The 26,224-nt window shown below is 40.1% G+C and carries 23 protein-coding genes and 1 pseudogene; 9 read left to right on the top strand and 15 right to left on the bottom strand.

Annotated elements, in window-relative coordinates; genetic code table 11:
• Window position 1: 1 nt before the first annotated feature.
• From TDE_RS08925 to ettA, 5 genes and pseudogenes are all read right to left on the bottom strand, one after another.
• Window positions 2–742: a WecB/TagA/CpsF family glycosyltransferase gene (locus TDE_RS08925; protein WP_002675248.1), complete on the bottom strand. Its 741-nt coding sequence runs from the start codon at window positions 740–742 to the stop codon at window positions 2–4.
• Window positions 723–1,496: an RsmE family RNA methyltransferase gene (locus TDE_RS08930; protein ID WP_002679573.1), complete on the bottom strand. Its 774-nt coding sequence runs from the start codon at window positions 1,494–1,496 to the stop codon at window positions 723–725. The genes TDE_RS08925 and TDE_RS08930 overlap by 20 nt, the downstream gene beginning before the upstream one ends.
• The gene (locus TDE_RS08935; RefSeq protein ID WP_002679576.1) at window positions 1,496–2,974 is read right to left on the bottom strand and encodes a S41 family peptidase; all 1,479 of its coding nucleotides are present in this window, start codon (window positions 2,972–2,974) and stop codon (window positions 1,496–1,498) included. Before TDE_RS08935 ends, TDE_RS08930 begins: the two co-directional genes overlap by 1 nt.
• 48 nt (window positions 2,975–3,022) lie before the next feature.
• Window positions 3,023–3,748, bottom strand: coding sequence for an HAD family hydrolase (locus TDE_RS08940; RefSeq protein WP_002679577.1), 726 nt, complete (start codon window positions 3,746–3,748; stop codon window positions 3,023–3,025).
• Window positions 3,749–3,761: 13 nt separating this feature from the next.
• A pseudogene (gene ettA, locus TDE_RS08945) lies at window positions 3,762–5,508 on the bottom strand (energy-dependent translational throttle protein EttA).
• 139 nt (window positions 5,509–5,647) lie between these two features.
• Between ettA and TDE_RS08950 the strand changes: the two are divergent.
• From TDE_RS08950 to TDE_RS08960, 3 genes are read left to right on the top strand one after another with little or no spacing between them, the layout of a single operon-like run.
• Window positions 5,648–6,091, top strand: a complete 444-nt coding sequence (locus tag TDE_RS08950) for a hypothetical protein (RefSeq protein WP_002669683.1) — start codon at window positions 5,648–5,650, stop codon at window positions 6,089–6,091.
• Between the two features lie 21 nt (window positions 6,092–6,112).
• Complete coding sequence (rsmD, locus tag TDE_RS08955; RefSeq protein ID WP_002669684.1) at window positions 6,113–6,664, top strand: 16S rRNA (guanine(966)-N(2))-methyltransferase RsmD; 552 nt, start codon at window positions 6,113–6,115, stop codon at window positions 6,662–6,664.
• Window positions 6,657–7,940, top strand: coding sequence for a glycoside hydrolase family 1 protein (locus TDE_RS08960; RefSeq protein WP_002679578.1), 1,284 nt, complete (start codon window positions 6,657–6,659; stop codon window positions 7,938–7,940). The genes rsmD and TDE_RS08960 overlap by 8 nt, the downstream gene beginning before the upstream one ends.
• Before the next feature lie 32 nt (window positions 7,941–7,972).
• Here TDE_RS08960 and TDE_RS08965 read toward each other — a convergent pair whose 3' ends face one another.
• From TDE_RS08965 to brnQ, 6 genes are all read right to left on the bottom strand, one after another.
• Window positions 7,973–8,905 (bottom strand): DMT family transporter, encoded by a 933-nt coding sequence (locus TDE_RS08965; RefSeq protein ID WP_002679579.1) that lies wholly within the window; start codon window positions 8,903–8,905, stop codon window positions 7,973–7,975.
• 31 nt (window positions 8,906–8,936) lie between these two features.
• Window positions 8,937–10,079, bottom strand: a complete 1,143-nt coding sequence (locus TDE_RS08970; protein ID WP_002675036.1) for a hypothetical protein — start codon at window positions 10,077–10,079, stop codon at window positions 8,937–8,939.
• A 65-nt stretch (window positions 10,080–10,144) separates the two neighbouring features.
• Window positions 10,145–11,551, bottom strand: a complete 1,407-nt coding sequence (gene mtaB / locus TDE_RS08975) for a tRNA (N(6)-L-threonylcarbamoyladenosine(37)-C(2))-methylthiotransferase MtaB (protein ID WP_002679581.1) — start codon at window positions 11,549–11,551, stop codon at window positions 10,145–10,147.
• 3 nt (window positions 11,552–11,554) lie between these two features.
• The gene (locus TDE_RS08980) at window positions 11,555–12,196 is read right to left on the bottom strand and encodes a tetratricopeptide repeat protein (protein ID WP_002679583.1); all 642 of its coding nucleotides are present in this window, start codon (window positions 12,194–12,196) and stop codon (window positions 11,555–11,557) included.
• A complete protein-coding gene (locus TDE_RS08985; RefSeq protein WP_002669698.1) occupies window positions 12,186–12,563 on the bottom strand; it encodes a bactofilin family protein in 378 nt (125 codons plus the stop codon). The genes TDE_RS08980 and TDE_RS08985 overlap by 11 nt, the downstream gene beginning before the upstream one ends.
• The gene (gene brnQ / locus TDE_RS08990) at window positions 12,563–13,951 is read right to left on the bottom strand and encodes a branched-chain amino acid transport system II carrier protein (protein ID WP_002669699.1); all 1,389 of its coding nucleotides are present in this window, start codon (window positions 13,949–13,951) and stop codon (window positions 12,563–12,565) included. The genes TDE_RS08985 and brnQ overlap by 1 nt, the downstream gene beginning before the upstream one ends.
• 367 nt (window positions 13,952–14,318) lie before the next feature.
• On the opposite strand from brnQ, the gene TDE_RS08995 reads away from it, so the two are divergent.
• Complete coding sequence (locus TDE_RS08995) at window positions 14,319–15,083, top strand: Rpn family recombination-promoting nuclease/putative transposase (RefSeq protein WP_002679585.1); 765 nt, start codon at window positions 14,319–14,321, stop codon at window positions 15,081–15,083.
• Window positions 15,084–15,274: 191 nt separating this feature from the next.
• Here TDE_RS08995 and lepA read toward each other — a convergent pair whose 3' ends face one another.
• Complete coding sequence (gene lepA, locus TDE_RS09000; RefSeq protein WP_010957093.1) at window positions 15,275–17,080, bottom strand: translation elongation factor 4; 1,806 nt, start codon at window positions 17,078–17,080, stop codon at window positions 15,275–15,277.
• A 145-nt stretch (window positions 17,081–17,225) separates the two neighbouring features.
• Here lepA and TDE_RS09005 point away from each other — a divergent pair, with 145 nt between their 5' ends.
• Both TDE_RS09005 and era read left to right on the top strand, forming a co-directional pair.
• Window positions 17,226–18,074, top strand: coding sequence for an RnfABCDGE type electron transport complex subunit B (locus TDE_RS09005; RefSeq protein WP_002669703.1), 849 nt, complete (start codon window positions 17,226–17,228; stop codon window positions 18,072–18,074).
• Between the two features lies 1 nt (window position 18,075).
• Window positions 18,076–18,960 carry a GTPase Era gene (gene era, locus TDE_RS09010; RefSeq protein ID WP_002679589.1) on the top strand — a complete coding sequence of 295 codons (885 nt, stop codon included), beginning with the start codon at window positions 18,076–18,078 and terminating at the stop codon, window positions 18,958–18,960.
• Window positions 18,961–18,966: 6 nt separating this feature from the next.
• On the opposite strand, the gene purH is transcribed toward era, so the two are convergent.
• Genes purH through secA form a run of 3 tightly spaced genes read right to left on the bottom strand, consistent with a single transcriptional unit; the run spans window position 18,967 to window position 23,953 of the window.
• Window positions 18,967–20,568 (bottom strand): bifunctional phosphoribosylaminoimidazolecarboxamide formyltransferase/IMP cyclohydrolase, encoded by a 1,602-nt coding sequence (gene purH / locus TDE_RS09015; RefSeq protein WP_002679591.1) that lies wholly within the window; start codon window positions 20,566–20,568, stop codon window positions 18,967–18,969.
• Window positions 20,569–20,587: 19 nt separating this feature from the next.
• Window positions 20,588–21,172 carry a phosphoribosylglycinamide formyltransferase gene (gene purN, locus TDE_RS09020; RefSeq protein ID WP_002679594.1) on the bottom strand — a complete coding sequence of 195 codons (585 nt, stop codon included), beginning with the start codon at window positions 21,170–21,172 and terminating at the stop codon, window positions 20,588–20,590.
• A 12-nt stretch (window positions 21,173–21,184) separates the two neighbouring features.
• Window positions 21,185–23,953 carry a preprotein translocase subunit SecA gene (gene secA, locus TDE_RS09025; RefSeq protein ID WP_002679596.1) on the bottom strand — a complete coding sequence of 923 codons (2,769 nt, stop codon included), beginning with the start codon at window positions 23,951–23,953 and terminating at the stop codon, window positions 21,185–21,187.
• A 247-nt stretch (window positions 23,954–24,200) separates the two neighbouring features.
• Between secA and TDE_RS09030 the strand changes: the two genes are divergently transcribed.
• From TDE_RS09030 to TDE_RS09040, 3 genes are all read left to right on the top strand, one after another.
• Window positions 24,201–24,491: a GntR family transcriptional regulator gene (locus tag TDE_RS09030; protein ID WP_245522462.1), complete on the top strand. Its 291-nt coding sequence runs from the start codon at window positions 24,201–24,203 to the stop codon at window positions 24,489–24,491.
• 12 nt (window positions 24,492–24,503) lie between these two features.
• Entirely contained in the window at window positions 24,504–25,352 is an 849-nt protein-coding gene (locus TDE_RS09035; RefSeq protein WP_002679599.1) for an ABC transporter ATP-binding protein, read from the top strand.
• 177 nt (window positions 25,353–25,529) lie between these two features.
• On the top strand, window positions 25,530–26,168 hold the full coding sequence (locus tag TDE_RS09040; protein WP_002679601.1) for an ABC-2 transporter permease: 639 nt from the start codon (window positions 25,530–25,532) through the stop codon (window positions 26,166–26,168).
• Window positions 26,169–26,224 lie beyond the last annotated feature (56 nt).

A 26,224-nucleotide genomic window follows, 5' to 3' on the forward strand; every position in this document is an offset into this window, starting at 1 on the left:
TTTACCCTTTTCTAAACAGTCTATAAAATAAGAGCAGAATATTATACCAAATATAACCGAAAAAAGTAAATATTCTAAAAGGATTTTTAAGCACTGGGATTATAAAATCCCATCCGGAATTAAAAAGTTTTTCGGAGGGGCGTTTTTTAAATTTGGAAAAAATATCGATTAGGTTTGCATAGCGGATAAAGATTCCGGAATTAAAATGCTCCTTGTTGCGGTAAATCCACTTTCTCCCGCCGGGGACTCCCTTCCCTATAATGACTACGGAAGGAGCTGCTTTTGAAATAGCCGAAATAATGTGGGGTTCCATCGATTTATGATAGTAACCGGCAAAGCGTCCAACCAAGCGTAACCCCGGAAATGTGCTTCTAACGTTTTTTTCGGCGACGAGAAGACTTTCCTGCCGGCCTCCGAAAAGATAGAGGCTCTTATAGTGGGAATCTATTACGTTTAGAAAATCTATAACTACCGAAAACTGCTGTCTTCTTACGGGGACATCTTTTTTTAAAAAGCGGGCACCGCGTATCAGGCTTTTTGAAACAGGCAAACAAAGAGCCGCTTCTTTAACCATATTTCTAAACTCTCCGTTGCGGCGTGCTCTAAGAACATCCCAGATAGTCATAAAGATAATCTGCTGCGGCCCTTCTTTATTTAAAAGAGACATCACGGTTTCTTCTATATCTTCTTCATGTAAAACATCAAGAGGAACATTTAAAAAATTAATTCTTTTTACAGCCACCTTTTTCCTCCATTATAACCTGAGCGGCCGCAATCGAATAAATTGCCGCCGTTTCGGCACGGAGCACATTTGTATTAAAATGCACTTCTTCAAATTTATGTTCTTTTAAAAATTCAATTTCTTTAGAACCTATGCCGCCTTCGCAGCCTATGGCAAGCACTATCGCCTCGGTCTCGGCCGATAAGCAGTCAAAAAAACTAAACGAGCCTACCTTTTTTTCGCTAAGCATTATAAAAGCGGTTTTCCTGTTCGCCGTATAGTCCAAAACCGAATCCAAAGCCGCTTTCAATTCTTGGGCAGGAAGAATTTTAGTATTTACAACGGAACCTGACTGCTGTCTTGCCTCTCTGATAATACGCTCGCGCCTTTCGGTTTGATTTATGTTTTCTTTTTTTACAACAGAGAATTCTCCCAAAACAGGAACAATAAGCGAACAGCCGGCTTCTGCAGCCTGCCTCACTGCAATATCCATGTGATTCCCCTTTATAAGCCATTGCATTAAAATAATTTCTGCACGGGGTTTATAAGGTTCCGCATCAAAGGCAAATTCTTCCTTTAAGAGCCTAAGCTCTATATATTTTTTTTCGGTATTAATTTTAAAAACTTCAGCCGAGGCAGGCTTAACTCCATTTAAAGAAATCTTTAAAACCTGCCCTTCTTTAATTCTCCGCACGGAAACAAGATAGTTATAATCTTTTTTATCGAGCCGAATTATATCCTTATCCGGCTCTGCGGAAACAATCAGCAGCTTCATTATTTTTTATCTTCGGTTCTTGCCTTTTCTTCTTCCTGCATCTCAAACAGAGTCTTCGTAGTTTTACAAAGAGCATTTACATCCTTTGTTTTTAAAAGATTTATTGCTGCCTGCAGCTGCTCATCATCTTCATCTATAACGGGACTTTCGTGAGAGCGGTAGTATTCAACTTTTACAAGACTTAAAATCAGCTCATGTCTTACATTGTATTCTTTACCAAGCTTTTTAGAAAAATCCATCATCTCATTTTTTGAAATAGAAGGCTTGCTCCTTGTAAAGTTTGCAATTTTAGAAGTCTTTAAAAGCTCAAGTACGCTCTTTTCTTCATCGGGTGTAAAACTAGGCCTTTTAACTTCCAAGTCGGGAAGAATTCCCTGCTTATTTATATTTGCCCCGCTAGGAGAATAGTATCTTGCTATGGTAAGCTTCACAAGCTCCTTTTCGCTCAACTGAACGACACTTTGCACCAAGCCCTTGCCGTAAGAGCGGGTTCCTACAAGATAAGCCCTTTTATGATCCTTTAAGGCACCTGCCACAATTTCGGAAGCGCTTGCAGAACCTTCATTTATGAGAACAACTATGGGCATATCTTTAGGAAGCTTTTTTACGAATCGGCGGACATTATAAGTTTCGCTTGTGTTGCGGGCTCTTCCCTTTGTCGAAACCACAACACCCGATTCTAAAAAGATACTCGCTACATCAATAGAGCTTGTAATCAAACCGCCCGGATTATTCTTTAAATCAAAGATCAGCTTTGTACAGCCTTCTTCTTGTAATTTTTCTATAGCCTCGGTTATTCGTTTTGCCGAATTAGGATTAAACTCTATTAAACGGATATAGGCAATATCCTTTCCGATTTTTGTATACTTTATGGTAGGAACTTCGATTATGGCTCGTGTCAGTGTAAGATCAAACTTTAGATTTTTTCCTCTAAGAACTTTTATTGTAACCTGAGTACCTTCTTTCCCCCGAAGCATATTTAAAACATCCTCCTGGGTAATCTCTTCGGTTTTTACTCCGTCGATTTCGATAATATAGTCTCCCGGTTGAAGTCCGGCCTTCCAACCCGGAGTTCCTTCAATAGGGCTTGCAACTTCGACATAGGCAGGACGCTCAGGAGTAGATACATTCGGTTTTGTAATATGAACACCTATACCTCCAAAAACACCGGTTGTAGTATCCTCCAAATCATGACCCGCCGTCGTATCCTTAAAAATATAAGAGGTATAAGGGTCTTGAAGAGAATTAAGCATCCCTTCCATAGCCCCCTTATATAAAACGGCAGGATCTATTTCATCTACATAATTTTCTTGAAGAAGTTTGTACACGGATTCAAGATATCGTAAATTTACATCGGCATTACCTGCATCGGATTCCGAATTAGATGTTGCAGGAGCCCTCTGCGGCATAAAAAAAATAGCCGCCAACAGAAGAGTTAAAAAGATAATAGTATTTATCCAAGTTATTCTTTTATTCATCTTTCTATTTTGAACTATATTGTAAATTTGTCAATAGGGTAAAGAATTTTAGCCTTCAATCAGTTCTATCAGCTCGTCCCAATCGCTTATTTTGGTAAATTCAAAATCGGGAGAAATATGGCTTTCGTTATCGTAGGGACAGGCAAGGCTGCTTGTATATAAGATAGGTTTTATTCCGATGGCAGCCGAGCCTATAACATCGGCCCGCGGGTTGTCTCCGCAATACCACACCTCATCGGCGGAAAGGCAGGCTTTTTTTAAGGCAGCTTCAAAAAGAAGGCAATCGGGCTTTCTAAACCCGTACTCACTTGAAGCTATTATAAATTCGAATTTGTTTTGCGGAAGATATTTATTTATTCTTGCAATCACGGCTTTTTCCGAAAAAGCAATATTGCTTATGACGGCAGTTCTGATATTTTTGGCTTCCAAAAAGAGCAGAAGTTTTTCGATATTGGGCATTGCCCTGCACGGTGCCAGAGCTTCCCAAAAAAGGATTTCCAGCTCCGTGTAGGATAGGTTAAATTCTACATTAAGGATTTGAAAAAGACAATTATAAAAATTATGAGTGTGTATTTCTACATCGTTTTGTAAAGCCCGCGATTTTACCCTCTCAAAAATAGCCATTCCTTTTTTATAAAAGGTAATAAAATCTATTTTATCGGGATTTTTATGAATTTGAGCATAGAGGGCCTTATAGGCTCTTTCCAAATCAAGCTCCTTTTCATAAATAAGAGTATTCCCATAATCGAATATAATCATCGCAGGGCTTTTCATAGGGTTAAGCCGGTTACCTTTCAAGCTTTCTGTACACGCCTCTGTGGGGAGTATCGGCATCCTTACCGTACTTTTCGCGTCTCCATTCGGCGTATTCCGTCCAGTTGCCGTCAAACCATACAACTTCTCCGTCAGCTTCGAAGGCCAAGATATGGGAGCAAACTCTGTCCAAAAACCAGCGGTCATGGCTTATGACGAGGACTGAACCTGCAAAACTTTCAAGGGCTTCTTCCAAAGCTCGAAGAGTGGTAACATCCAAATCGTTTGTAGGCTCGTCGAGCATTAAAACATTTCCGCCTTCTTTTAGCATCATAGCCAAATTGAGCCTATTCCTCTCTCCGCCTGAAAGTACGCCTACCTTGCGGGATTGGTCTTGTCCCGAAAAGTTAAACCAAGAACAATAAGCCCTTGAGTTTACCTCGCGTACACCGGAAGAACCGTCCGAGGCTCCCAGCTTTATAATATCAAGCCCGTCTGAAAGCTGCTCCCAAACGGTCTTGTTAGGATCAAGTTTTTCTCTTGTCTGATCTACATAGCAAAGTTTTACCGAATCCCCTATTTTGATTTCACCCTCATCGGGTTTTACGATCTGCCTTTTTTGATCGGCTCCTTCCGGGGTTTCAAAACCTGCAGCCCCGACTATCATCTTAAAGAGGGTTGTCTTACCGGCACCGTTCGGACCTATAATACCGACTATGGCTCCCGCAGGAACCGAAAAATTAAGCTTATCAAAGAGAATTCTGTCGCCGTAATGCTTTGCGGCATTTTTAACATCTATAACCAAGTTCCCCAGCCTCGGTCCCGGCGGAATGGTAATCTGAGAATCCTTTATTTTTTCCTTTGAGCCTTGGGCTAAAAGTTTTTCGTACTCGTTGATACGGGCCTTGCTTTTGGCATGTCTTCCCTTCGGGCTCATACCAATCCATTCAAGCTCCCGTTTTAAAGCCTTTTGGCGTTCCGTTTCTCCCTTTTCTTCAAGAGCAAGTCTTTTTTGTTTTTGATCGAGCCAGCTTGAATAATTGCCCTTCCACGGAATGCCCTCTCCGCGGTCAAGCTCCAATATCCAGCCTGCAACATTATCCAAAAAATAGCGGTCGTGGGTTACGCAGATAATTGTTCCTGCATATTGATGAAGATGCCTCTCAAGCCATGCTACCGTTTCCGCATCCAAGTGGTTGGTAGGTTCGTCCAATAAAAGAATGTCGGGCTTTTGAAGGAGGAGTCTGCAAAGAGCGACCCGTCTTTTTTCTCCGCCTGAAAGTACATCGATTACCTGATCGGCGGGCGGACATCAAGGCTTCCATAGCAAGGTCGAGGCGGCTGTCCAAATTCCAAGCATCTGTTGCATCCAGCTTTTCCTGCACCTTAGCCTGTTTTTCCATCAGCTTATCCATATCGGCATCGGGATCGCCGAATGCCTCGTTTATCTTGTCGAATTCCGCAAGAAGGTCTACCAATTCCTGAACCCCCTCCGAAACAACCTCTCGAACGGTCTTGCCGCTTTGAAGCTGGGGCTCCTGTTCAAGATAGCCTATAGTATAGCCGGGAGCCGAAGAAACTTCTCCCGTATAATCCCCGTCAATCCCTGCCATAATGCGCAAGAGGCTTGACTTACCGGATCCGTTAGAACCTATAACGCCTATTTTTGCACCGTAAAAATAAGAAAGGCTTATATCCTTTAAAACCTGTTTTGTTCCATGGGTTCTTGAAACCCTATCCATTGTGTAAATAATCTTTTTATCGTCTACTGTCTTTGCCATGGTGTCAGTCTATCAAAGAACCGCTAAAAAAGCAAGGGGAAGAGAAAAAGGAAGGTAAGAATTAAAGCCGATAAATTTATCTTCCGAAAATAAAATAGAGCTGTAGTTTTTTTTAGTTTATTTTAAAAGGGGAAAGAAGATGCTTCATAAGATTGTTTTTCAGGATAATTTGTTTCAAATAACAAGAATGTTGGACGTAATAAAGGACGGTCTTAATTTAGACCTTTCAGAAAGTATTTTTGCAGATAAGATGATGAGGGATATTTTATTTTTTGATGCGGCTCTTCAAAAACTCTTCAATCAGATAGAGCCTCAATCCCATCTGCCTGATTATATAGACACAATGAACTGTCTTTATTTTTGCATCAAAAAATATATGAGCGTTTTAAAACTCATCCTAACGGAAAAGCTTGGAGGCGAATCTATTTTTAATACGGAAAAAACCCGTATTGAAGGTATTTACAAAAAGCATCAGGATTTTCTCGGCAAAATAAATATAGATATTTCCGATACGAATATTGAAAATGAAACATACAACATAGTTTCTCAAAATGAACTTTCAGAGTTATTGAACTTAGGATAGGTCTGTGCTATAATTCTTCTTATGAGAATAACCGGCGGCAGTTTAAAAAACAGGCAGGTAGAATGCCCCAAGGGAATAATACGCCCCGCAATGGATAGAATGAGGGAGTCTGTTTTTTCCATACTTGGAGACCTTTCAGGTCTTTCTTTTTTAGACCTTTTTACGGGCTCAGGAGTCTGCGGTTTGGAAGCCTACTCGCGCGGAGCCTACCCTGTCTATCTTGTAGAAAAAGATGCCGATAAATTCCCCGTTTTATTAAAAAACGTTTCAATGGCAGATAAAAAGCTTGAATGTAAAAGGATGCCTGCAGAAACATTTATAAAAAGAGCTAAGGAATCATTTGATATTATCTACCTCGACCCTCCCTTTCCCTATAAATTTCACATAGAACTTCTCGAAAAAATAGAAGAATCAAAAATATTAAAAGAAGGAGGCCTTGTGATGATGCACAGGCCATCCGAAAAGGCTATGCCTCAAACAATAGGCTCTTTGACAAAAAGCGATGAAAGGGTATATGGAAGATCCATCGTGGACTTTTATCGTAAAAAAATTCCTGGAGAAAATGATGTTTAAGTTAAAAGAAAATTTTTTACTTGGGGTTGCTACGGCTTCTACCCAAATTGAGGGAGGAAGGGTAAATTCCAACTGGAACGATTTTTGTGACCGCAAAATGACAAATGACGGCTCTGATGTAGCCCGTGCAAATATGCACTACGAAAAGGTTGAAAAAGACACCGAACTTTTAAAAAAGATGGGAATTCAAACTTACCGCATGTCCTTAGAATGGGCACGCATTGAGCCTGAAAAAGGAAAGTTCGACACTAAAGCCATTGACCACTACAAGGAAGAATTAAGCCTTTTAAAAAAAGCAGGTATAAGACCCTTAATAAGCCTTTACCACTTCAGCCATCCTATGTGGTTTGAGAACTCGGGAGGCTTTACAAAAAAAGAAAATGTCGAAGTTTTTTTAAATTATGTAAAGACCTGCATAAGCGAGCTTGGGAATCTTTGCAGCGACTATGTTACAATAAATGAGCCGAATGTCTATGCAGTTCAGTCCTTTTTTTTAGGCCTTTGGCCGCCCGAAAAAAAATCGATTGCAAAAACTCTAAAGGTAATGAACGTCCTCATAGCCGCACACTGCAAAGCCTACGATCTAATCCATGAAATACGCAAAGAAAAAGGTCTTACGGATACAAGAGTAAGTTTTGCCCACCACATGCAGGCCTTCCACCCAAAGGATAAGAATAGAAAAGCCGATCAAAGAGCGGCAAAAAGAATAAGCAAAATTTTCCAAGACGGAATTATGGAAGCCTGTTTTAAAGGAGAGTTTTCATTCCCATTTAAAAATATCCTAAACATAAAAAAGAAAAACTATGTAGATTTTATAGCTATCAACTATTATTCAAGGCAGGCAGTAAGGGGACTTTCTTACAAGGCCTTTGAAAACACGCCTAAAAACGATTTAGGCTGGGATATTTATCCCTTGGGCCTAATCGAGTGCGCTCAAACCTGCTATAACTGCCTTCCCCTTCCGATAGTCATAAGCGAAAACGGAACCTGCGACAATAAGGATGAGTTTAGATGCCGCTATATTTATGATCACCTAAAGCTTATAAGCGAATCTCCCCTCCCCTTTGAAGCCTATTATCATTGGTGCTTTATCGATAACTTCGAGTGGAAAGAAGGAGAAGCCGCCCGTTTCGGCCTTGTACACTGTAATTACGAAACTCAAGAAAGGACCATCAAAAAAAGCGGTGAATTCTACAGCGAAATGATCAAAAAACGAGGTGTCGATAAATCGATGATGGAAAAATATATTGAACCTTGTAAGTATAACGTAAGGTAAATTTATCAAAAGCCTTTTCGTTCTTGACGTGCTTAGCAGTTTACTTCTACCGATTTCTTTTTTAAAAACGAAAGCTTTGTTTCGGAGATTATAATTGCAATAAAGATAAAGGAACAACCTAGGGCTAAAGCAGGCGTAAATTTTTCGTCGGTGAGCATTATCGAAAGAAAGATACTGAACACGGATTCAAGAGAAAAAATAAGGGCTGCCGTAGTCGGAGGCGTGTTCTTTTGCCCCACAGCTTGAAGCAGAACGCAGAGGGCCGTACAAAGAACGGTTAAATAAACAAGCGTAAAAACAGACTGATAATTCCAAACGGTATTGGAATTGTCCTCGAACAAAAGAGAAAAAATAAGGGCATAAGTTCCTGCAAAAGCAAATTGAGTTAGCGTTATTAGGGGAACATCGAGTTCTTCCATAAATTTAGGAAGAAGAACTATGTATACGGCAAATATAAAACTGCTTATAAGGGAAAGAACATCTCCCCAGTTTATCCCCTTTTGGCTTTCCGAAATCAAATCCGGCATCGAAATTGCAAGGATTCCCGCAAAACAAAGAAAGGCAGCAAAAAGATTGAATTTGTCCGGCCTTTTTTTTAAAACCACAGCGTTTACAAAGGGAACCAAAACACAATAGGTAGCCACCAAAAAAGAGCTTCGGCCGGGAAGCCCCCCTGCAGTAGTAATTGCAATGGCCTGCAAAGAATAACCGGCAAACATAATCAGCCCTAAAATCATTCCGGCCTTTACATAACGCTTATCAAGCTGTTTTAAACGCTTAAAGAACACGGCACAAAGAATCAGACAGGCAGGCAAAAAACGACAAGCCAATAAGAAGTTGGGCTTGAAAAAATCGTTTGTGCTGCTTACTGCAACAAAGGTACTTCCCCATAAGAGGGTGGCTGAAAGAAGAGCAAGCCGTGATAGAATTCTAATACGGCTGCCTGATTTTAATTTAAAAGACATAAGAATTCCTAAAAATAAATTACGTTAAAAATCAATATTCAAATGAAAAAGCAAAATCCAAGCCTATTTTTTGCTTTTCCCAAGGTTTATTACCCAGTTCCTTTAAAAAGGCAGAAAAATCTATCTGAAAATAGGTAAAATCAAGACCGACTCCCAAATGAGGGTAAAGTTCATGCATACCCAACCTAAAACTTAAAACCTTGTGAAAAACTATTTCGGTTCCAAAGGCTAGGTTGAGCAGAGGACTCCTATTTTTGTTAAAAATCGGCTCGAGAATATTCTGATAATCAAGATAAAATGACCATGAAGAAACGGTAGTCCATACATCGTCAAAAACAGGCATTGAGCCTATGCCGGCACTCAAATTAGGCAAAAGAGTTTTATATTGTGTTTTACCTGCCGTAATTGCCTTTTTATAATCGGAAAAATTATTATAAGGGGTTAAAAAGACCGGAGTATAAGCATCTTTACATGTAATACCTAAAAAAAAGTAGTTGTCATACTTATATAAAAAACCTGCATCCAAACCGATACCGCTAGCTAAAACAATATTTAAATCCTTTAAGCCTGAATTCACAGCCAAAGTCATATCTGCCTTGCTCTTATTCAAAGCATAAGAAAATGTTTGAAAAAAGCCCTTCATCTGAAAGCCCAGCGATACCTTATTAACATCATCGTCATAAAGACAGATACCGTAGCCTCCGGTTACTAAAAGCTCTTCTCCTATTAAAAGTTTTTTCATTATAGTATTTTGTACATCAGCATGAAAAACGGTTCTATTAAAAAGGCCTACCGCAAAATTCCTATCGGCTAAGCTTAGGGCTAAAGGGCCTGTAGCAGAAAAGTCAAAATACTTACTGTCACCTTTGTAAAGATATTCCGCAAGGGTCTTTAGTTTTTCAGAGGCAAAGATAGAACCAAAACCTCCAAAACTATCTTCATTTGCATGGAGAGCAATCTTTCCTGCCGACCAACGTTTGGTCAAAAAAGGAAATATAGCCGGGTTTGTAAACAATGTCTCGGTTCCGGCCTGATATGTTGTAAAAGGGGCCCCCAATCCGCTTATGCGGGGAGAAACATATGAGGGAGTAACCGGTTCAGGCATAGAAATCTGTGCAAAACACGCCGAACCAACAATTATACACAAAAACAAAAACGCAATTACTTTCTTCATTTTTACCTCCGCTCAAATTCCTTATATCTTTATTAAGCTTCCAAATAATTTTATCATAAAATACATTAATCCGCAAGATATGCATTTCCATCCTTTATGACAACAAAAAGACCCTCTCCGCCCTTATAGTTTTCGGCTTTCTTGTTCACTACTAAAGGAAGACTTAGATAATTTTCGGTTACAATCCTCAAATCCTCATTGTTTTGAGGTTTTTCGATAACACCAAAAAACAACTTTCCGTTACAAGAGGCCAAATAACTTTGATAGTTTTTTCCGCTCAATTCCGAAAGAAGCGAAGCCCTTCTACCTGCTTCTCTTTCAGGAACCTTAGGTCTCATCGAAAAAGCCTTTGTTCCCGGGCGGGCCGAAAAAGGAAAAACATGGATACCGGGAATCTTTAAATCTTCACACATCTTAAATGTTTGTAAAAAATCCTCTTCCGTCTCGGAAGGAAAACCGGTAATAATATCGCATCCGATAAAAGGATTATCCTTTGCCTTGCGCAAATTATTTATCGCCATTCTGATGTCGGCCTCCCTATAGGGCCTATTCATAGCCTTTAAAATTTTATCGCTTCCCGACTGTATCGAAAGATGAAAATGAGGGCAAATCCTTTTATTTGCTACAATTTCTAAAATGCCGTCATCTACACATTCGGGATACATGCTCGAAATACGGAGCCTTATTTTTTTTGTATTTTCCAAAAGCTTGGCCAAAAGATTCGCAAAGCCTCCATAGGTTTCGTCCCTATATTGGGATAAATTTACACCCGACAAAACAACCTCTGCGGCTCCGTTTTTTTCTATTTGAACTATCCGCCTTACGGCTTCTTCAGCAGGCAGGGAAACGGAAGTACCGCGTGCAAGCCTTATTCTGCAATAGGCGCAAGCATTATTACATCCGTCTTGTATTTTTAAACTGGCTCTGGAATGAAAAACAAAAACGGGAGAGCTCAGCTTAAACATTGACTTTCTTCTTTCCGTTTCCTTTAGCAAAAAAGATTTATCCTGTTGATCTTCTTTTGCATATATTTCATTTCGAAAAATAAGAAGATTTTTTTTAAGATTAACGGTATCTTCTTTTAAATCTTTATTTTTAAGGCAGGAATCTTTTAAAAACTGAGGAAGTCCATCAAGCTCATCTTTTTTTTTGCCCGAAAAGGCTATAATTCTTTTATTTATTTTTTCGATAGAATCGGCTTCAAGTTCTGCATAGCAGCCTGTAACAAGGATGACAGACTCTTCATGCTCCTTTAGTAAAAGCCGGATAAGACGGCGGGCTTTTTGTTCCGCCTTTCCCGTAACCGTACAGGTATTTACAATACACAGTTTTACAGGCAAAATTGAAGTCTCTGCTTCTTTTGAAAACACGTCAAAACCGCATTCGGCAAAACGGACGGCAAGAGCCTCGGATTCTACCTGATTTAAGCGGCAACCGAGCGTTTCTATTCTAACCGAAAAAAAATTACTCATAGATTAAAAACGCTGCAGAACCCTTTCACGCCCCTTTTGAGCATCAACAAGGTTTTTGTTTAAGCTCAAGGCCTTATTGTAGGCTTCAAGGGAATAACGGTATTCTTTTATCTGCTCTCTGGCATAGCCTAAACGAACCCACCAAAGACTGTTAAAGGAATCAAGGGTTACGGCTACGGAAAAAGAAATGTCGGCATGCCTGTACTTTGCCATTCTCAAATATATTTCTCCCATAAAATAATAGGAAGAAGAAATACGCACTCCATTGGGAGCATAAGAAATATAATCTTGAAAAAGTTTAAGGGCTTCGGAATTTTTACCCAAATAATAACAGGCCTCAGCCTGAGTTGCTATAAGACGAGGATCGGTTTGTGCAATTTTACGTCCGGCTAAGGCCATATCATAGGTTTTTTGGTATTGTCCGTCAGCCAAGAGAGCCCATGTCATTACAACATAACTGTCCAAATTATTGGGAGACTGCTTAATTTCGGCCTCACAGACGGCAATAGCTTCGGCATAGCGGCCGTTCTTATACAAGACCAGAGCATCAGGCTTATTTTGAGAAAAAAGAGGAGCCCAACACAGCATAAAAAAAACAAGAGTAAATTTAAAGATAAAATTAATTTTTGTTTTTTTATCTTCCAAATTGCTTATCCTTTGTCATGGTACAAATACCGTTAAATACGCAGCCACTTTCAAGAACGACTTCCGGAGCCGTAACATCGCCTATCAGTTTTCCGCAAGAAAAAACATGCACCATAGTATCGGCCAAAACATTACCTTCAACCGCCCCCTTGATCACAACCCTGTCAGCCCTGATATTGGCCTTAACAACAGAATTTTCATCAACGGTTACATCGCTTGTGGAAACCAAAAAGCCCTCCACATGCCCCTTAATCATAAACGGTTTTTTACACTCTATCTTACCGCTAAACTGAATATCAGGAGCTAAAACCGTATCGTAATCTTCTTCATCCAAATCCAATAAATTAACTTTTTCTATCTCAGCCATTATTCATCCTTTTTTTGAGATTCCCTCTTCATTGAGGGTGCTTTTTCTGTCTTTTGCATAATAATATAACCAAATCCGAATAAGAGAGAAAGACCCAAAGCAGGAAGGAGCCATGGGAATCCTATACCTTCAAAGGGGAGGGTCTTTAATACATTGATGGTAGTATTAAAACTCATACCCACTTGATCCATTGCCGGAAAGGCTTCAAGTTTAATAAGTAAGTTGTTGATAAGCTCTTGAGCCGCAACCCAGCCTTGGAGGATACTTATCGAAAGAGTGCCTATTACTGCACCATGAAAAAAGTACTTGTTCGGTATAAATTCTGCAAACAAATTTAAAACTATCAACACAATCGCTACAGGATAAATAATTTCCAAAATAGGACCTGCAATAGAGATAATATTATCTACTCCGAAGTTTGAAAGGAAAAAACTTACGACACAGATAATGATAACGGTGGCACGGTAGCTTATATCGTCTTTAAATCTTTTGGAAAAATACTCTCCTGCAGTTGCGGTAAGACCGATTGAGGTAGTTAAACAGGCCAAACCTATTGCCAAACCTAAAACTATTCGGCCTCCCCTTCCCCATAATATCTCACTGGATTGAACTACAATTTCGGTTCGTGAAAGATTATCGGGTAAGACGGCACTTCCTGTTGCTCCAACATATACAAGGCCTCCGTAAACAAGACCTAAGCCTATACATGCAATAAGCCCCGTCCAGATAGTCATCTTTAAAAGAGATTTTTTTTCCGTGTAGCCTTTTGCACTGATACTTGAAATAACTATTGTGGCCAATATCATAGAGCCTAGAGCGTCCATAGTTTGATAGCCTTCTTTAAAGCCTCTTAAAAATATCTTATCGACTGAAGGATCTGAGGGCCTACCTATGGGAGTAATAAAGCCCTTTATAACCAAGAGACCTAAAACGGCTATCAAGGCAGGCGTTAAAAACTTTCCTACCCTATCTATAACATTATTAGGGGTTAAAACAAAGAAAAGAGTAATCGCAAAGAATATAAAGGACGATAGAACAGAGCTTATCCCGAAGTTGGGTCTGATAGCTATTTCATAAGTAGTAGCTGCAGTTCTGGGAATGGCAAAAAGCGGCCCTATTATAAGCATAACAAAGATTATAAAAAAAGTTCCGAATAACTGGTTTATATTTTTAGTAAAATTGGAAAGATGTCCGTCGCATTTTCCCATGGATATGATACCCAAAACGGGCATTCCGACTCCCGTTACCAAAAAACCTAAAAGAGAAAAAATCCAATCCTTTCCCGATAAGTGTCCCAAAGTAGGCGGAAATATCAAGTTTCCGGCTCCTAAAAACATAGCAAATAAAGCAAAACCTATAACAATAATATCGGTGGTCTTTTTGCTCATAAATTGTTCCCATCCTTAAAAAATTATTTATTAAAACAACAAGCGATTATATCATTCTTTTGGGAAAAGAAAAAGGGGGTGGATTAAAAATGTGCGTCCATGCACATTTTTAATCTTAGAGTTTGCGGCAAGCGCAAACTCTCGAAGTTTGAAACCACCGCCGTCCATGGCGGTTGGGGAATGTACATCCATGCACATTTTTAATCTTAGAGTTTTGCTTGCGCAAAACTCTCGAAGTTTGGAACCATGGACATCCTGAGTCCGATTTTTACAATTTAATTTTAATTCAATTTATAGAAATATTTTTATAATTTACTATTTTTTTCAAATAATTCTTATAAATATAATGAGGAGGCGAGATAAACAAATGCTAAAAAAATTTGAAGATTTAACACTACAGGATGACTTCATGTTCTGTAAAGTTATGCAAAATCCGGATTTGTGTAAAAGGCTCATTGAGATGATATTGGCCGACACAATAGGTAAGATTGCCTATATTTCGGTACAGCACAATATTAACACATACGAACAGGCAAAATCCGTAAGGTTTGATGTTTTAGTGCAGACAGAAAACGGTAAATTTTATGATGTGGGAATGCAGGTAAGCAACGAGAAGAATATACTTAAAAGAATGAGGTTCTACCAAGCAGCCATTGATATTTCGTTCTTGGATAAAGGGAATTTCTATAGCGATTTAAATGACAGCTTTGTAATTTTTATTTGTTTATTTGATGTTATAGGCAAAAATAGACCTGTTTATACTTTTGAAAACATCTGTCTTGAAGATAAAAACACATCTTTACAAGATGGAACAAAAAAGGTTATAATAAATTCAGAGGCTTTTAAGGACGCCAAAGACAAAGAATTAAAGGAATTTTTAGAATACCTTAAAACAGGTAAGGCAAAAAGTGAATTTACAAGGAGGATAGAAGAAATGATACAAACAGTAAAACAAAACGAACAAGCAAGGCAAGAATACAGGTTAATGTCTACTTTTGAAATGGACGCTAGGTATAAGGGTATTTATGAAAATAAGCGAGAAACGGCTAAAATATTAAAACAGCTGGGGGACTCGTTGCAAAAAATTATGCAAGTTACAGGTCTTACCGAATCCGAAATCGAAAAACTGTAATTTCACCCAACCTCCTTTGTATTCATCTCAACCAAAAAATAAACCATAAAATTTGTAATAAAGCGGGGTTTCCAAAGGGGATACCCCTTTGGCAGTGCGGGAAAAAGAGGGGGTTATAGGGGGAGAGTACAGCCAGCAGAGCTTCAAGGCTAAACCCTGCTCTGAACGGGGTGTTCTCTCCCCCTAATAATTTAATCTTCCTTAGTCTTCAATACTGCTAAGAATGCGGACTGCGGGAGCTCTACATCGCCTATCATCTTCATGCGCTTTTTTCCTTCCTTTTGCTTTTCGAGAAGTTTTCGCTTTCGGGTGATGTCACCTCCGTAACATTTGGCAAGAACATCCTTACGCAAGGCCGAAATTGTCTCTCTGGCTATTATCTGACTTCCGATAGCTCCCTGAATCGGTATCTTAAACTGTTGACGCGGAATTTCGTCTTTAAGTTTTTCGCAGACAAGACGAGCCTTGTCATAGGCGCTCGGTTTATATGCAAGCTGGGCGAGGGCGTCAACCGGCTTTCCGTTAATTAAAATATCTATCTTTGCCAAATCGGTAGGACGGGTTTCTATAACCTCATAATCAAATGAAGCATAACCGCGGCTTATGCTTTTAAGCCTGTCATAAAAATCAAACAAGACCTCGGCTAAGGGCATCTCGTAGGTCATTTCAACCCTTTTTTCGTCCAAGTAAGTCATATTGGTCTGCACTCCCCTCTTTTCCATACAGAGGGACATAACATTTCCAAGATAATTTGTAGGCGTTATAAGCGTTGCCTTTATATAGGGCTCTTCAGCCGAGGCTATAAGTCCCTCGTCGGGATAATCGGCAGGGTTATCGCAAATAATTTCTTCTCCCGTACGCATGGTAAGTTTATAGCGTACCGAGGGAGCCGTAAAAATAACCGACTGATCGAATTCTCTTTCCAACCTTTCTTGTACGATTTCAAGATGAAGAAGGCCCAAAAAGCCGCACCTAAAACCGTGGCCGAGGGCAAGGGAAGAGTCCTTTTCCCACGTTAAACTTGCATCGTTCAGTTTTAATTTTTCAAAAGATTCGCGGAGCTCCTCATAATCGTTTGTATCCGTAGGATAGACGGAAGAAAAAACTACGGGCTTTACTTCTTTAAAACCGGATAATGGGGCCTTGCACGGAGCGGCTGCATCGGTGATGGTATCTCCTACACCTACATCCGAAACGGTTTTAATGCCTGCAATTATATAGCCTACTTCTCCGGCCTGCAATGAATCCTGCTTTACAAGGTCTAGGACAAAGGTTCCCGTTTCTTCTACCTTGTATTCGCCTCCGGTATTCATAAAGCGGATAGTCATTCCGGGTTTTATCATTCCTTCAAAAACACGTACATGGACTACAACTCCCCGATAAGGGTCGTAGTGACAATCGAAGATAAGGGCCTGTAATGGATTATCCCTTGAACCCTTGGGAGGCGGAAAGGTTGTTATAATAGCTTCAAAAAGAGCATCGATATTTTCGCCTGTCTTTGCAGAAACGGCCACAGCCGCATCGGAATCAAGTCCCAGGTCATGGTCTATCTGATGTTTTGCAGCATCTATATCGGCCGCAGGTAAATCTATCTTGTTTATGACGGGGAGAATTTCCAAGTCATGCTCAAGGGCAAGATACATATTTGAAAGGGTTTGGGATTCAACGCCCTGAGTGGCATCTACAATTAAGATGGCCCCCTCACAAGAAGCTATGGCACGCGAAACCTCATAGGAAAAGTCTACGTGTCCGGGCGTATCTACAAAGTTTAAAACATAGTTTTTACCGTCCTTAGCCGTATAAGGAATTCGGACGGCATGGCTTTTTATGGTAATGCCCCGCTCCCGCTCTATGTCCATATCATCGGTCATCTGATTGCGGTGATAGCGCTCATCGATTATCTTAGTCTTTTCGATAAGCCTATCGGATAAGGTAGACTTACCGTGGTCTATGTGAGCTACAATACAAAAATTGCGTATATTTTCAGGATTTAACATAGGGCTCATTATAATGAAAAAATAAGATTATGTCAATTTTCAAATTTTATTACCATTTTCTTAAAGTATTTTTAAAACCCATTACTTGCACAAAATGTAAAAATATGGCATTATACAAGGGAAATAAAGTTTTATTGGAGTATGCATGAATATTATTTTATTGACCTTGGCCGTATCGCTGGTATTGTCTCTTTTGTTGGGCCTTTTGCTGGGCTTTTTTAAGAAAATCTTTTATGTAGAACCGGATAAAACGGCTGCAGCCGTAAGAGAGGTTCTTCCGGGAGCAAACTGCGGTGCCTGCGGTTATCCCGGCTGTGACGGATTTGCAGCAGCAGTTGCCGCAGGAGATGCACCCGTAAACGGATGCCCTGTAGGAGCAGCCCCTGTTGCCGAGGCCATAGGAAAGATAATGGGAGTTAATGCCTCAGCTTCCGCAAGAGTTGCGGTTTTGACATGCCAAGGCTCTCATGATGTTTGCCGAGACAAGTGCGACTATGTAGGCGTAAAAACCTGTAAGGCCGCAAAAATTTCAATTAACGGAACAAAGGAATGTGACTGGGGTTGTATAGGCCTTGGAGACTGTGAACGTGCATGCCCCTTTGATGCCATTCATATCAAAGAAAACGGACTTCCTGAGGTAGACTATGATAAGTGTACGGGCTGCGCTGTCTGTGTGGCCCTGTGTCCGCAGCATGTCCTAACAACAGTTCCTAAAGATCAAAAAGGAGCTATAGCCCTCTGTTCATGCAGAAACCCGCGTAAGCCTCAAATTATGAAAAACTGTAAACGAGGCTGCATAAAGTGCATGAAGTGCGAAAAGAATTGTCCTACGGGAGCTATCAAGGTAATAGACGGAATACCCAAGGTAGATTATACTCTTTGCGATTCCTGCAATAAGTGTGTTGAAGGCTGCCCGACAAAGGTACTTGTGCTTACCGAAAACAAGGTAAAGTTTAACTCTTGCACATCTTGCGAAGGATGCCAAAGCGCATAAAATGAACAGCGGAGTTGTAACGATAATAGGCCGCCCTTCAGCCGGAAAGTCTACATTTTTAAATACGGCTTCAGGCGAAAAGGTTTCGATTGTCTCAGCAATTCCGCAAACCACCCGAAACGCAATCAGGGGTATCGTAAACACTACCAAGGGACAAATAGTTTTTATAGATACCCCCGGCTACCACAAATCCGAAAAAAAATTAAACCTAAAACTTCAAGAAATTGCTAAAACCCGCTTAGAAGAAGGGGATGCTGTTTTATATCTGATAGACCTTTCACGGGAATTCGGAGAGGAAGAAAAAAATATCTGTTCTCTTCTTATCCCCCTGCAAAACAAAACCGTAATAGGCCTAAACAAAGCCGACCTCAAATCCTCGAAAGCAGACCTTGTAAAAAAAGAGCTTTTAAGCCTCTTACCCGATATTCCGCAAGAAAGAATCTTTGAAATTTCCGCCCTAAAGGATGAGGGCATAAACGAAATTCTTTCCCTCCTCATAGAGCTCCTCCCCGAAGGGGAAGCCCTCTACCCCGAAGACATCTACACCGATCAGGATGTAGTCTTTAGGATTACGGAGATTATAAGGGAACAGGCTATTCTTCACACAAGGGAAGAAATTCCTCACGCCCTCTATGCAGGCGTAGAAGATGCCGAAATGCATAAAAACGGCAAAGAACTCTGGGTTCGAGCCTTCCTCTATGTCGAAAAAGAAAGCCAAAAGGCTATGCTCATAGGCAAGGGAGCCGCAGTAATTAAGAGTATAAGGATAAAATCCATGGCCGAACTGCGTAAAATTTTTCCCTACAAGGTTCAATTGGATCTTCAAGTCCGCGTAAACAAAAACTGGCGTCAAAAAGATAATATCATAAAAAAAATCTCGTATTAAAAATTTCTAATGCTTAAAATGTCTTACGCCTGTTATCAGCATGGCCATTCCGTGTTTGTTACATTCTTCGATGCTTAAGTAATCGCGGATTGAGCCGCCGGGCTGGATTACGGCTTTTATGCCGGCTTTTGCAGCTTCCTCGATTGTGTCGGGAAAGGGGAAAAAGGCATCGGAGGCTAGGACAGAGTTTTTAACTCTTTCGCCGGCTCTTTCTATTGCTTGGCGGGCAGCATCTACCCTGTTGGGCTGACCGCAGCCTATGCCGACGGAACAAAAACCTTTTTGGGGATTTGACAAGTCTATCGGGGCTGCGAGCAAAATGGCATTGGACTTAACCATAGTACAAGCCTTCATGGCAAATTGTAAAAGAGCCCTTTCAAAAGGCTCAGCCTTTCTTTCCGCTGCGTCTTTATATTCAGTACCTTCGGGGTCTCCCAAGTCTTTTTCTTGCTTTAAAAAGCCGCCCAAGACAGACTTATATTCATACGGCTCTTTTTCTTGAAGGATGGGAGCCTCGATTAAGCGTAAGTTTTTTTTGCCGGATAAAAGTTCTTTTGCTTCTTCGGTAAAAAGAGGAGCAATGATGCACTCAACAAATAAGGCTCCAAGGGCTTCAACGGAAGCCTTATCGAAGGGACGGTTTAAGGCGATTATACTTCCAAAGGCCGAAACGGGATCGCAGTCGATTGCTGCCCTTAAAGCAAGAGAAACTTCCGAATTAGGCAAAGAAGATGAAGAGCTTTTTGCAGGTTCTTCATTTATTTCGGCAAGGCCGCAAGGGGTAAGGTGCTTTACCACAACGGCTGCAGGTTTTGTAAACATAGAAACAGCCCTCCATGCGGCGTCGGCATCGAGGATATTGTTATAGGAAAGAGCCTTTCCCTGTAAGACCTTTCCTCCCAAGGGACCGGCCTTAGGTTCGTTTGTATAGAGCCAAGCTTTTTGATGAGGGTTTTCCCCGTAACGCAAATCCTGACCGGGATAAGCACACAGGGTAAGAGAGGTTTTTTCTTCTATACCCCCGCTAAGCCGGCTTAGCCCGCTAAGCCAAGAAGTTATTGCAGCATCGTAGCGGGTACAAAGGTCAAAGGCCTTTATTGCCAGTCTTTTGCGTAAAGAAAGAGAAATCTCTCCCGTCTTTTCAATTTCGGAAGAAACTTCGTCATAGTCGGCCGGATCGCAGATAACAGTAACGCGGGAATAGTTTTTTGCGGCAGCTCTTAAAAGAGCTACACCGCCTATGTCTATGTTTTCGATGCAATCGCTTTCAGTTGAATCGGGGGAACTGATAGTTTTTTCAAAGGGGTATAGGTTGGCTATTACAATGTCTATGCCGCTAAAGCCGAGAGCTTTTAGCTCTGCCCTATCCTCTTTTGTATCGCGGGCTAAAATACCGCCATGAATCATAGGATGAAGAGTTTTAACCCTCCCGCCTAAAATTTCGGGAGAAGAGGTGTATTCCGAAACTTCTTTTACTTTAATGCCGGCCTCTTGTAAGGTCTTTGCCGTTCCTCCTGAGGCAATAAAATCATAACCTGCCGCTTTTAAGCGGAATGCAAAATCCTTTAAACCTGTCTTATCGGAAACCGATGCCAATACCAATCCCATAATCTTCTCTCCATGCTTATCAAACCTTTGATAAAAATTTTAGCGTTTTTATTACAAGGCGATGTTCCGCCTCATGCACTCTTTTTTCAAAATCTTCAAGCCTGTCTCCTTGAAAAACCGGAACTTCCTCAGTAAAAATCACAGGCCCCGAATCTACTCCTTCATCCGGGACAAAGTGGGTCATAATCCCGCAGCGGGAGATTTCTCCCTTCATAAAGGCTTCGTACTGCCTTTCGATAGCCTCCGTCCCCGGAAAAGTTCCGGGCAGGGCCGGATGAAGATTTATAAGCCTATCCTTAAACGTAGCTATAAAGCTGTCAGTTAAAATTCTCATCCAGCCTAATAATAAAACATAATCGGGCTTAAACTCTTTAACCTTTTCGGCAAGGAGAGCATCATATTCATTTCGAGATGAGCCTTTTTTAAAAGGAAGATAAATAGTCTTTATTCCCTCCCTTTCGGCACGGCTGAGGGCAAAGGCTTCTTTTTTGTTTGAAACCACAGCCTCAATCTTATAATCAATGGAGCCGTTTTTTATTCCGTCAATTACGGCTTGAAGATTAGACCCGTTTCCCGAAACCAGCACCGCAAGTTTTTTTTTCATTCCAAATTCCCATTAACCGTTTTTTCCGCAGCAGTATTTGTATTTTTTTCCGCTGCCGCATGGACATGGATCGTTCCTTCCGACCTTGGGAACTGTACGCACAACCTGAGCATTTTCAGGACGGCTTCGTGCAGAAAGGGCTGTGGGTCCCATTCCATGACCTGAACCTGAAAAACTTCCCATCGAATTGTGCTGGGCATTTCCCTGAATGGAACGCATTTGGCGTGAAGCATGGGCTTCTTCTTCCGTACTGATTTGAACACGGACAAGACGGGAGGCTATTTCGATTCTTATATCGTCAAGCATGGAATAAAAAATATCGAATCCTTCAAGTTTGTATTCGGTTAAAGGATTTTTTTGTCCGTAGGAGCGAAGATAAACTGCCTCACGCAAGGATTCCAAATTTTCAAGATGGTCGAGCCATTTTTTGTCTATAGCCTGCAAGTATTGGTAGCGGATAAACATGTTCAGGTTTTCTTTACCTGCAAGAGCTTCTTTTTCTTTAAGCTCCTTTGTAAAATGCTCTACAAATTCGTTTATCTCTTCTTCATGATTTTTTTTGTCGATATTTGCAAAATCTTCTTCGGTCAGAGTATAGGAAAACTTTTCTCTAAAGATATCTTTTATAAGACGGGCTCTTTCTTCTTTTTCGGCCTTTGAGCTTGAACTATACTCATCGAATTTTTCGCTTATAAATTCTTCGAGGGTTGCGTAAATACGCTCGATAAGATTTTCATCTTCAAGGATTGCATTTCGCTGCTCATAGATAAAAGAGCGCTGTTCGTTCAGTACATCGTCATATTCCAACAAATGTTTTCGAATATCGAAGTTGCGGTTTTCTACCTTTGTCTGAGCCTTTTCGATGCTCTTATTTATCCAAGGATGCTCGATGGGTTCCCCTGCCCTCATTCCTATCTTGGACATAACATTTTTTAAGTTTTCGCCTCCGAAAAGCCTCATCAGGTCATCATCGAGGGAAAGGAAGAACTTGGAGCGTCCCGGATCTCCTTGACGGCCCGAACGGCCTCGAAGCTGATTATCGATTCGGCGGCTTTCATGACGCTCCGTACCTATTACGTAAAGGCCTCCGAGTTCTTTTACCTCATTATAATCGCTTTGCCATTTTGCATATTCTTCGGCAAGAACCTTTTCATAATAATCCGGATTGGGATTTGTGCCAGTGCGTTTTTTAGCCCTCATTTCGGGACTTCCGCCCAGCTTAATATCCGTACCTCGTCCCGCCATATTGGTGGCTATGGTAACGGAACCCTTTGCTCCGGCTTCTGCAATTATAAGAGCTTCCCTCTCGTGATTTTTGGCGTTTAAAACCTCGTGTCTTACGCCTCTCTTTGTTAAGAGTTTTGAAATAAGCTCAGATTTTTCGATAGAAACCGTACCTACGAGGACGGGCTGCCCCCTCTTATAAGCCTCGCTTATTTCGGTACAAAGGGCTTCAAATTTATCGTTTTCGTTTAGGTAGATTACATCGTGTTCGTCTTTTCGGGCAACAGGGAGGTTTGTCGGGATAACGACAACATCCAAGTTATAAATCTTTGTAAACTCAACGGCTTCCGTATCTGCAGTACCGGTCATGCCCGAAAGTTTATCGTACATTCTAAAAAAGTTTTGGAATGTAATGGTCGCAAGGGTTCTGTTCCTTTGAGCGATTTTAATATGCTCCTTAGCTTCAATAGCTTGATGGAGCCCGTCCGAATAACGGCGGCCCTCTAAAACACGGCCTGTGAACTCGTCTACTATCTGTACCTGACCATCCTGAATAACATAGTCCACATCAATATGGAAAAGAACATGAGCCCTTACCGATTGGGTAAAATAGTGAATATATTCAAAGTTTTCTTCATCAAAGAGGTTCCCGCTTTTGATAAGTCCCTGCCTTTGAAGGATATCCTGAATATGGAGCATACCTGAATCGGTAAAAGAAACCCTCTTACTTTTTTCGTCTATCGTATAATCCCCGATAACTTCTTCTCCCTCAAGCTCATTCGGATATTCGCCCGTTTCGGGATTTTTTTCGACTTCTTTTAATTGACCTATGAGGCGGTCAACTTCAAAAAAGCGCTGAGTATCGTCTTCGGCAGCTCCCGAAATAATCAAGGGAGTTCTAGCCTCGTCTATCAAGATAGAGTCGATTTCGTCTACGATTGCAAAAGAAAATTCTCTTTGGGTCTTGTCCTTGAGCCTCATCTGCATATTGTCGCGGAGGTAATCAAAGCCGAACTCGTTATTGGTACCGTAGGTTATATCACAGTTATATTCTATACGGCGGGCATCGTTTTCCATATTGGAAAGAATAACACCGACACTTACACCCAGATAAGAATAAACGGGTCTCATCCAATCGGCATCACGTTCTGCAAGGTAATCGTTTACAGTTACAATATGGACACCCTTCCCTGTAAGGCTGTTTAAGTAGGCGGCTGCAACGCTCATAAGGGTCTTACCCTCACCCGTTTTCATTTCAACAATCTTACCGGAATGAAGAACAAGGGAGCCTAAAATCTGAACATCGTATGGACGCTCTCCCAAGATACGCCTGGCAGCTTCCCGTGCAAGGGCAAAGGCTTCGGGGATAAAAGAATCCAATGATTCCCCTTTTTGATAGCGTTCCCTAAACTCATCCGTTTTTGCCTTAAACTCCTCCTCGGAGAGAGAAAGAGCCCAAGCCTCTTTTTCGTTTATCTTGTGTAAAATCGGGAGCATGGCCTTAATATCCCGCTCATGCTTTGAACCGAAAAGAATTTTAATTATAGAATCTAACATATGCCTTATAATGTATCAAAATTTAAGAAAAAAGAGAAGAGGGAAATGTATTTACTTAGTTTTATAAAATTTCTTTTTAGGTCTTGACAAGTGTTTATATACAGTATATACTATATATACATTAGGCGCCGCTATTTTTTTCAAAGAGGTAAAGGAAATTCTAAAAATAATTATATCCAATTCATCCCAAGCTCCCATATACGAACAGGTATATTCTGCTATAAAAAAGGCAATTCTAAACGGAGAAATAGAAGAAGGAGCACCCCTTCCCTCTATAAGGACATTGGCAAAGGATTTACAAATTTCGGTTATTACAACCAAGAGGGCTTACGACGAATTGGAAAGAGACGGCTTTATAGATTCGGTTCAAGGAAAGGGCTCCTTTGTAGCCTATCAAAATCCTGAAAGGCTCAAAGAAGCAGGAACATGTATAATCGAAGAAAAGATAGCCGAGGCTATAGATGAGGCAAAAAGGCTAAAAATAACACAAAAAGAATTTTTAGAAATCGTAAAGCTTCTTTTTGATGAAGAATACTAACGGGAGAAAATTATGGATTATATTTTAAACATAAAAGACTTAAACAAGAACTATAAAACTTTTAGCCTTAAAAACATAAGCTTTCAAATCCCTCAAGGAACGGTTATGGGTTTTATAGGAGCAAACGGAGCAGGAAAAACCACAACGATTAAGCTTATAATGCAGCTAATCAAAAAAGATTCGGGACTCATAGAAATTTTCGGTCAGTCTGCCGAAAAAAACTTCAGCTCTTTAAAACAAAAGATAGGCTTTGTTTATGATGAACCCTGTTTTTATGAACAATTAAAAATAAAAGACATGACAAAGATTATCGCTTCATTTTATAATTTCTGGGATTGGAAGGCTTACAAAAATTATCTTTCGCAATTTAAGCTGGATGAAACACAAAAAATAATACAGCTGTCAAAGGGAATGAAAACCAAATATTCACTTGCCCTCGCCCTATCCCATAATGCACAATTTATAATTATGGACGAACCATCAAGCGGTTTGGATCCGGTTATAAGACGGGAACTTTTGGATATTTTCTATGATGTAATAAGTGACGGAAAATGCAGCATCTTTTTTTCTACCCATATTACAAGCGACTTGGAACGTATTGCAGACTATGTCACATTTATCAAAAACGGAGAGGTAGTTTTTTCAAAGAGAAAGGACGATATTTTTTCGGAATATGCCTTGGTCAAGGGTGGGCTCGATGAGTTAAAAAGAGGAATAGAAAGTAAACTTATCGGAATACGCAAAACCGGAGTAGGTTTTGAAGCCCTCACAAAAGAAAAACAAGGTCTTCCTGCAAGCCTCATAATCGAAAAACCTGCTTTAGAAGACATTATGTTTTTTTATGAAAAAGCTTCAAATTAAATTTTTATAAGGAGGTGTGATAAACAGTTCGGCAGAAATTCAGCCTCACTGTTTATCTGCCGAGTTTGCCTTTCGGCAAACGTCGCATTATTGTATGCAGTTTGTAAACAAACTGCGTGAAAAAACTTTTTTCGCAAATTGATATTTGTTGCAAAAATTTTTTATAGGAGAATTTTTATGAGACAATTGCTTTTAACACATATAAGAAAAATAAAGAATAACAAACAAATTTTTATAATCCTTTTTTTATTATCCCCCATAATCATTGCGGCTACAAATAATCCTTTGATGGTTTTTTTCCCTTATCTTGTATCCATGCATCTGTTTTCGGGGATAACCAAGGTTGAACGCAAGGAGGGAATAAAGCAGGGAGAAGATATTTTATTGAACTCCCTGCCTGTAAGCCGAAAAGAAATAGTTATCAGCCGTTACCTTATTATACTTTTGTTCGGTCTTTTAATGATCAGCACCTTCTTGGGATTTAGTTTTATAATATCTTTTTTAGTTAGAAACCCCTTTCAAATATCAAGTATATTTTTTATAAACTTTTTTATAATTCAATTTATATATAATATTTTATTTATTCCTTTAGAATATTTGAGTTTCGCCAAGTCTCAAATTATTAAGGGAGTGGTATATATGGGGGCTATTTTTGTGTTTTCAGGTATTAAAAATTTAAATATCTATGTTTTAAATCTTTTAAATACTTTTAAAGAAAATTCTTTTTATGTTATGATATTCACTGGAATAATTATTTTGTCTATTCCAGTTTCCATTTTTTTTAGCATAAAAATATATGAAAAAAAAGAGTTTTGATAAAGCTACAGCATACAATAAAGCGATGTTTCGGCAACAAGAAAGAAACAGCCAAA

The sequence above is a fragment of the Treponema denticola ATCC 35405 genome (assembly GCF_000008185.1).
GTDB classification, from domain to species: domain Bacteria; phylum Spirochaetota; class Spirochaetia; order Treponematales; family Treponemataceae; genus Treponema_B; species Treponema_B denticola.

Coding starts and splice junctions, on each gene's coding strand:
- TDE_RS09005 (WP_002669703.1), top strand. CDS start 17,226: ATGAATATTATTTTATTGACCTTGGCCGTATCGCTGGTATTGTCTCTT.
- TDE_RS08960 (WP_002679578.1), top strand. CDS start 6,657: ATGTTTAAGTTAAAAGAAAATTTTTTACTTGGGGTTGCTACGGCTTCT.
- purH (WP_002679591.1), bottom strand. CDS start 20,568: ATGGGATTGGTATTGGCATCGGTTTCCGATAAGACAGGTTTAAAGGAT.
- TDE_RS08995 (WP_002679585.1), top strand. CDS start 14,319: ATGCTAAAAAAATTTGAAGATTTAACACTACAGGATGACTTCATGTTC.
- TDE_RS08940 (WP_002679577.1), bottom strand. CDS start 3,748: ATGAAAAGCCCTGCGATGATTATATTCGATTATGGGAATACTCTTATT.
- TDE_RS09040 (WP_002679601.1), top strand. CDS start 25,530: ATGAGACAATTGCTTTTAACACATATAAGAAAAATAAAGAATAACAAA.
- secA (WP_002679596.1), bottom strand. CDS start 23,953: ATGTTAGATTCTATAATTAAAATTCTTTTCGGTTCAAAGCATGAGCGG.
- TDE_RS09035 (WP_002679599.1), top strand. CDS start 24,504: ATGGATTATATTTTAAACATAAAAGACTTAAACAAGAACTATAAAACT.
- brnQ (WP_002669699.1), bottom strand. CDS start 13,951: ATGAGCAAAAAGACCACCGATATTATTGTTATAGGTTTTGCTTTATTT.
- TDE_RS08950 (WP_002669683.1), top strand. CDS start 5,648: ATGCTTCATAAGATTGTTTTTCAGGATAATTTGTTTCAAATAACAAGA.
- era (WP_002679589.1), top strand. CDS start 18,076: ATGAACAGCGGAGTTGTAACGATAATAGGCCGCCCTTCAGCCGGAAAG.
- TDE_RS08985 (WP_002669698.1), bottom strand. CDS start 12,563: ATGGCTGAGATAGAAAAAGTTAATTTATTGGATTTGGATGAAGAAGAT.
- lepA (WP_010957093.1), bottom strand. CDS start 17,080: ATGTTAAATCCTGAAAATATACGCAATTTTTGTATTGTAGCTCACATA.
- TDE_RS08970 (WP_002675036.1), bottom strand. CDS start 10,079: ATGAAGAAAGTAATTGCGTTTTTGTTTTTGTGTATAATTGTTGGTTCG.
- TDE_RS08965 (WP_002679579.1), bottom strand. CDS start 8,905: ATGTCTTTTAAATTAAAATCAGGCAGCCGTATTAGAATTCTATCACGG.
- mtaB (WP_002679581.1), bottom strand. CDS start 11,551: ATGAGTAATTTTTTTTCGGTTAGAATAGAAACGCTCGGTTGCCGCTTA.
- TDE_RS08935 (WP_002679576.1), bottom strand. CDS start 2,974: ATGAATAAAAGAATAACTTGGATAAATACTATTATCTTTTTAACTCTT.
- purN (WP_002679594.1), bottom strand. CDS start 21,172: ATGAAAAAAAAACTTGCGGTGCTGGTTTCGGGAAACGGGTCTAATCTT.
- rsmD (WP_002669684.1), top strand. CDS start 6,113: ATGAGAATAACCGGCGGCAGTTTAAAAAACAGGCAGGTAGAATGCCCC.
- TDE_RS08930 (WP_002679573.1), bottom strand. CDS start 1,496: ATGAAGCTGCTGATTGTTTCCGCAGAGCCGGATAAGGATATAATTCGG.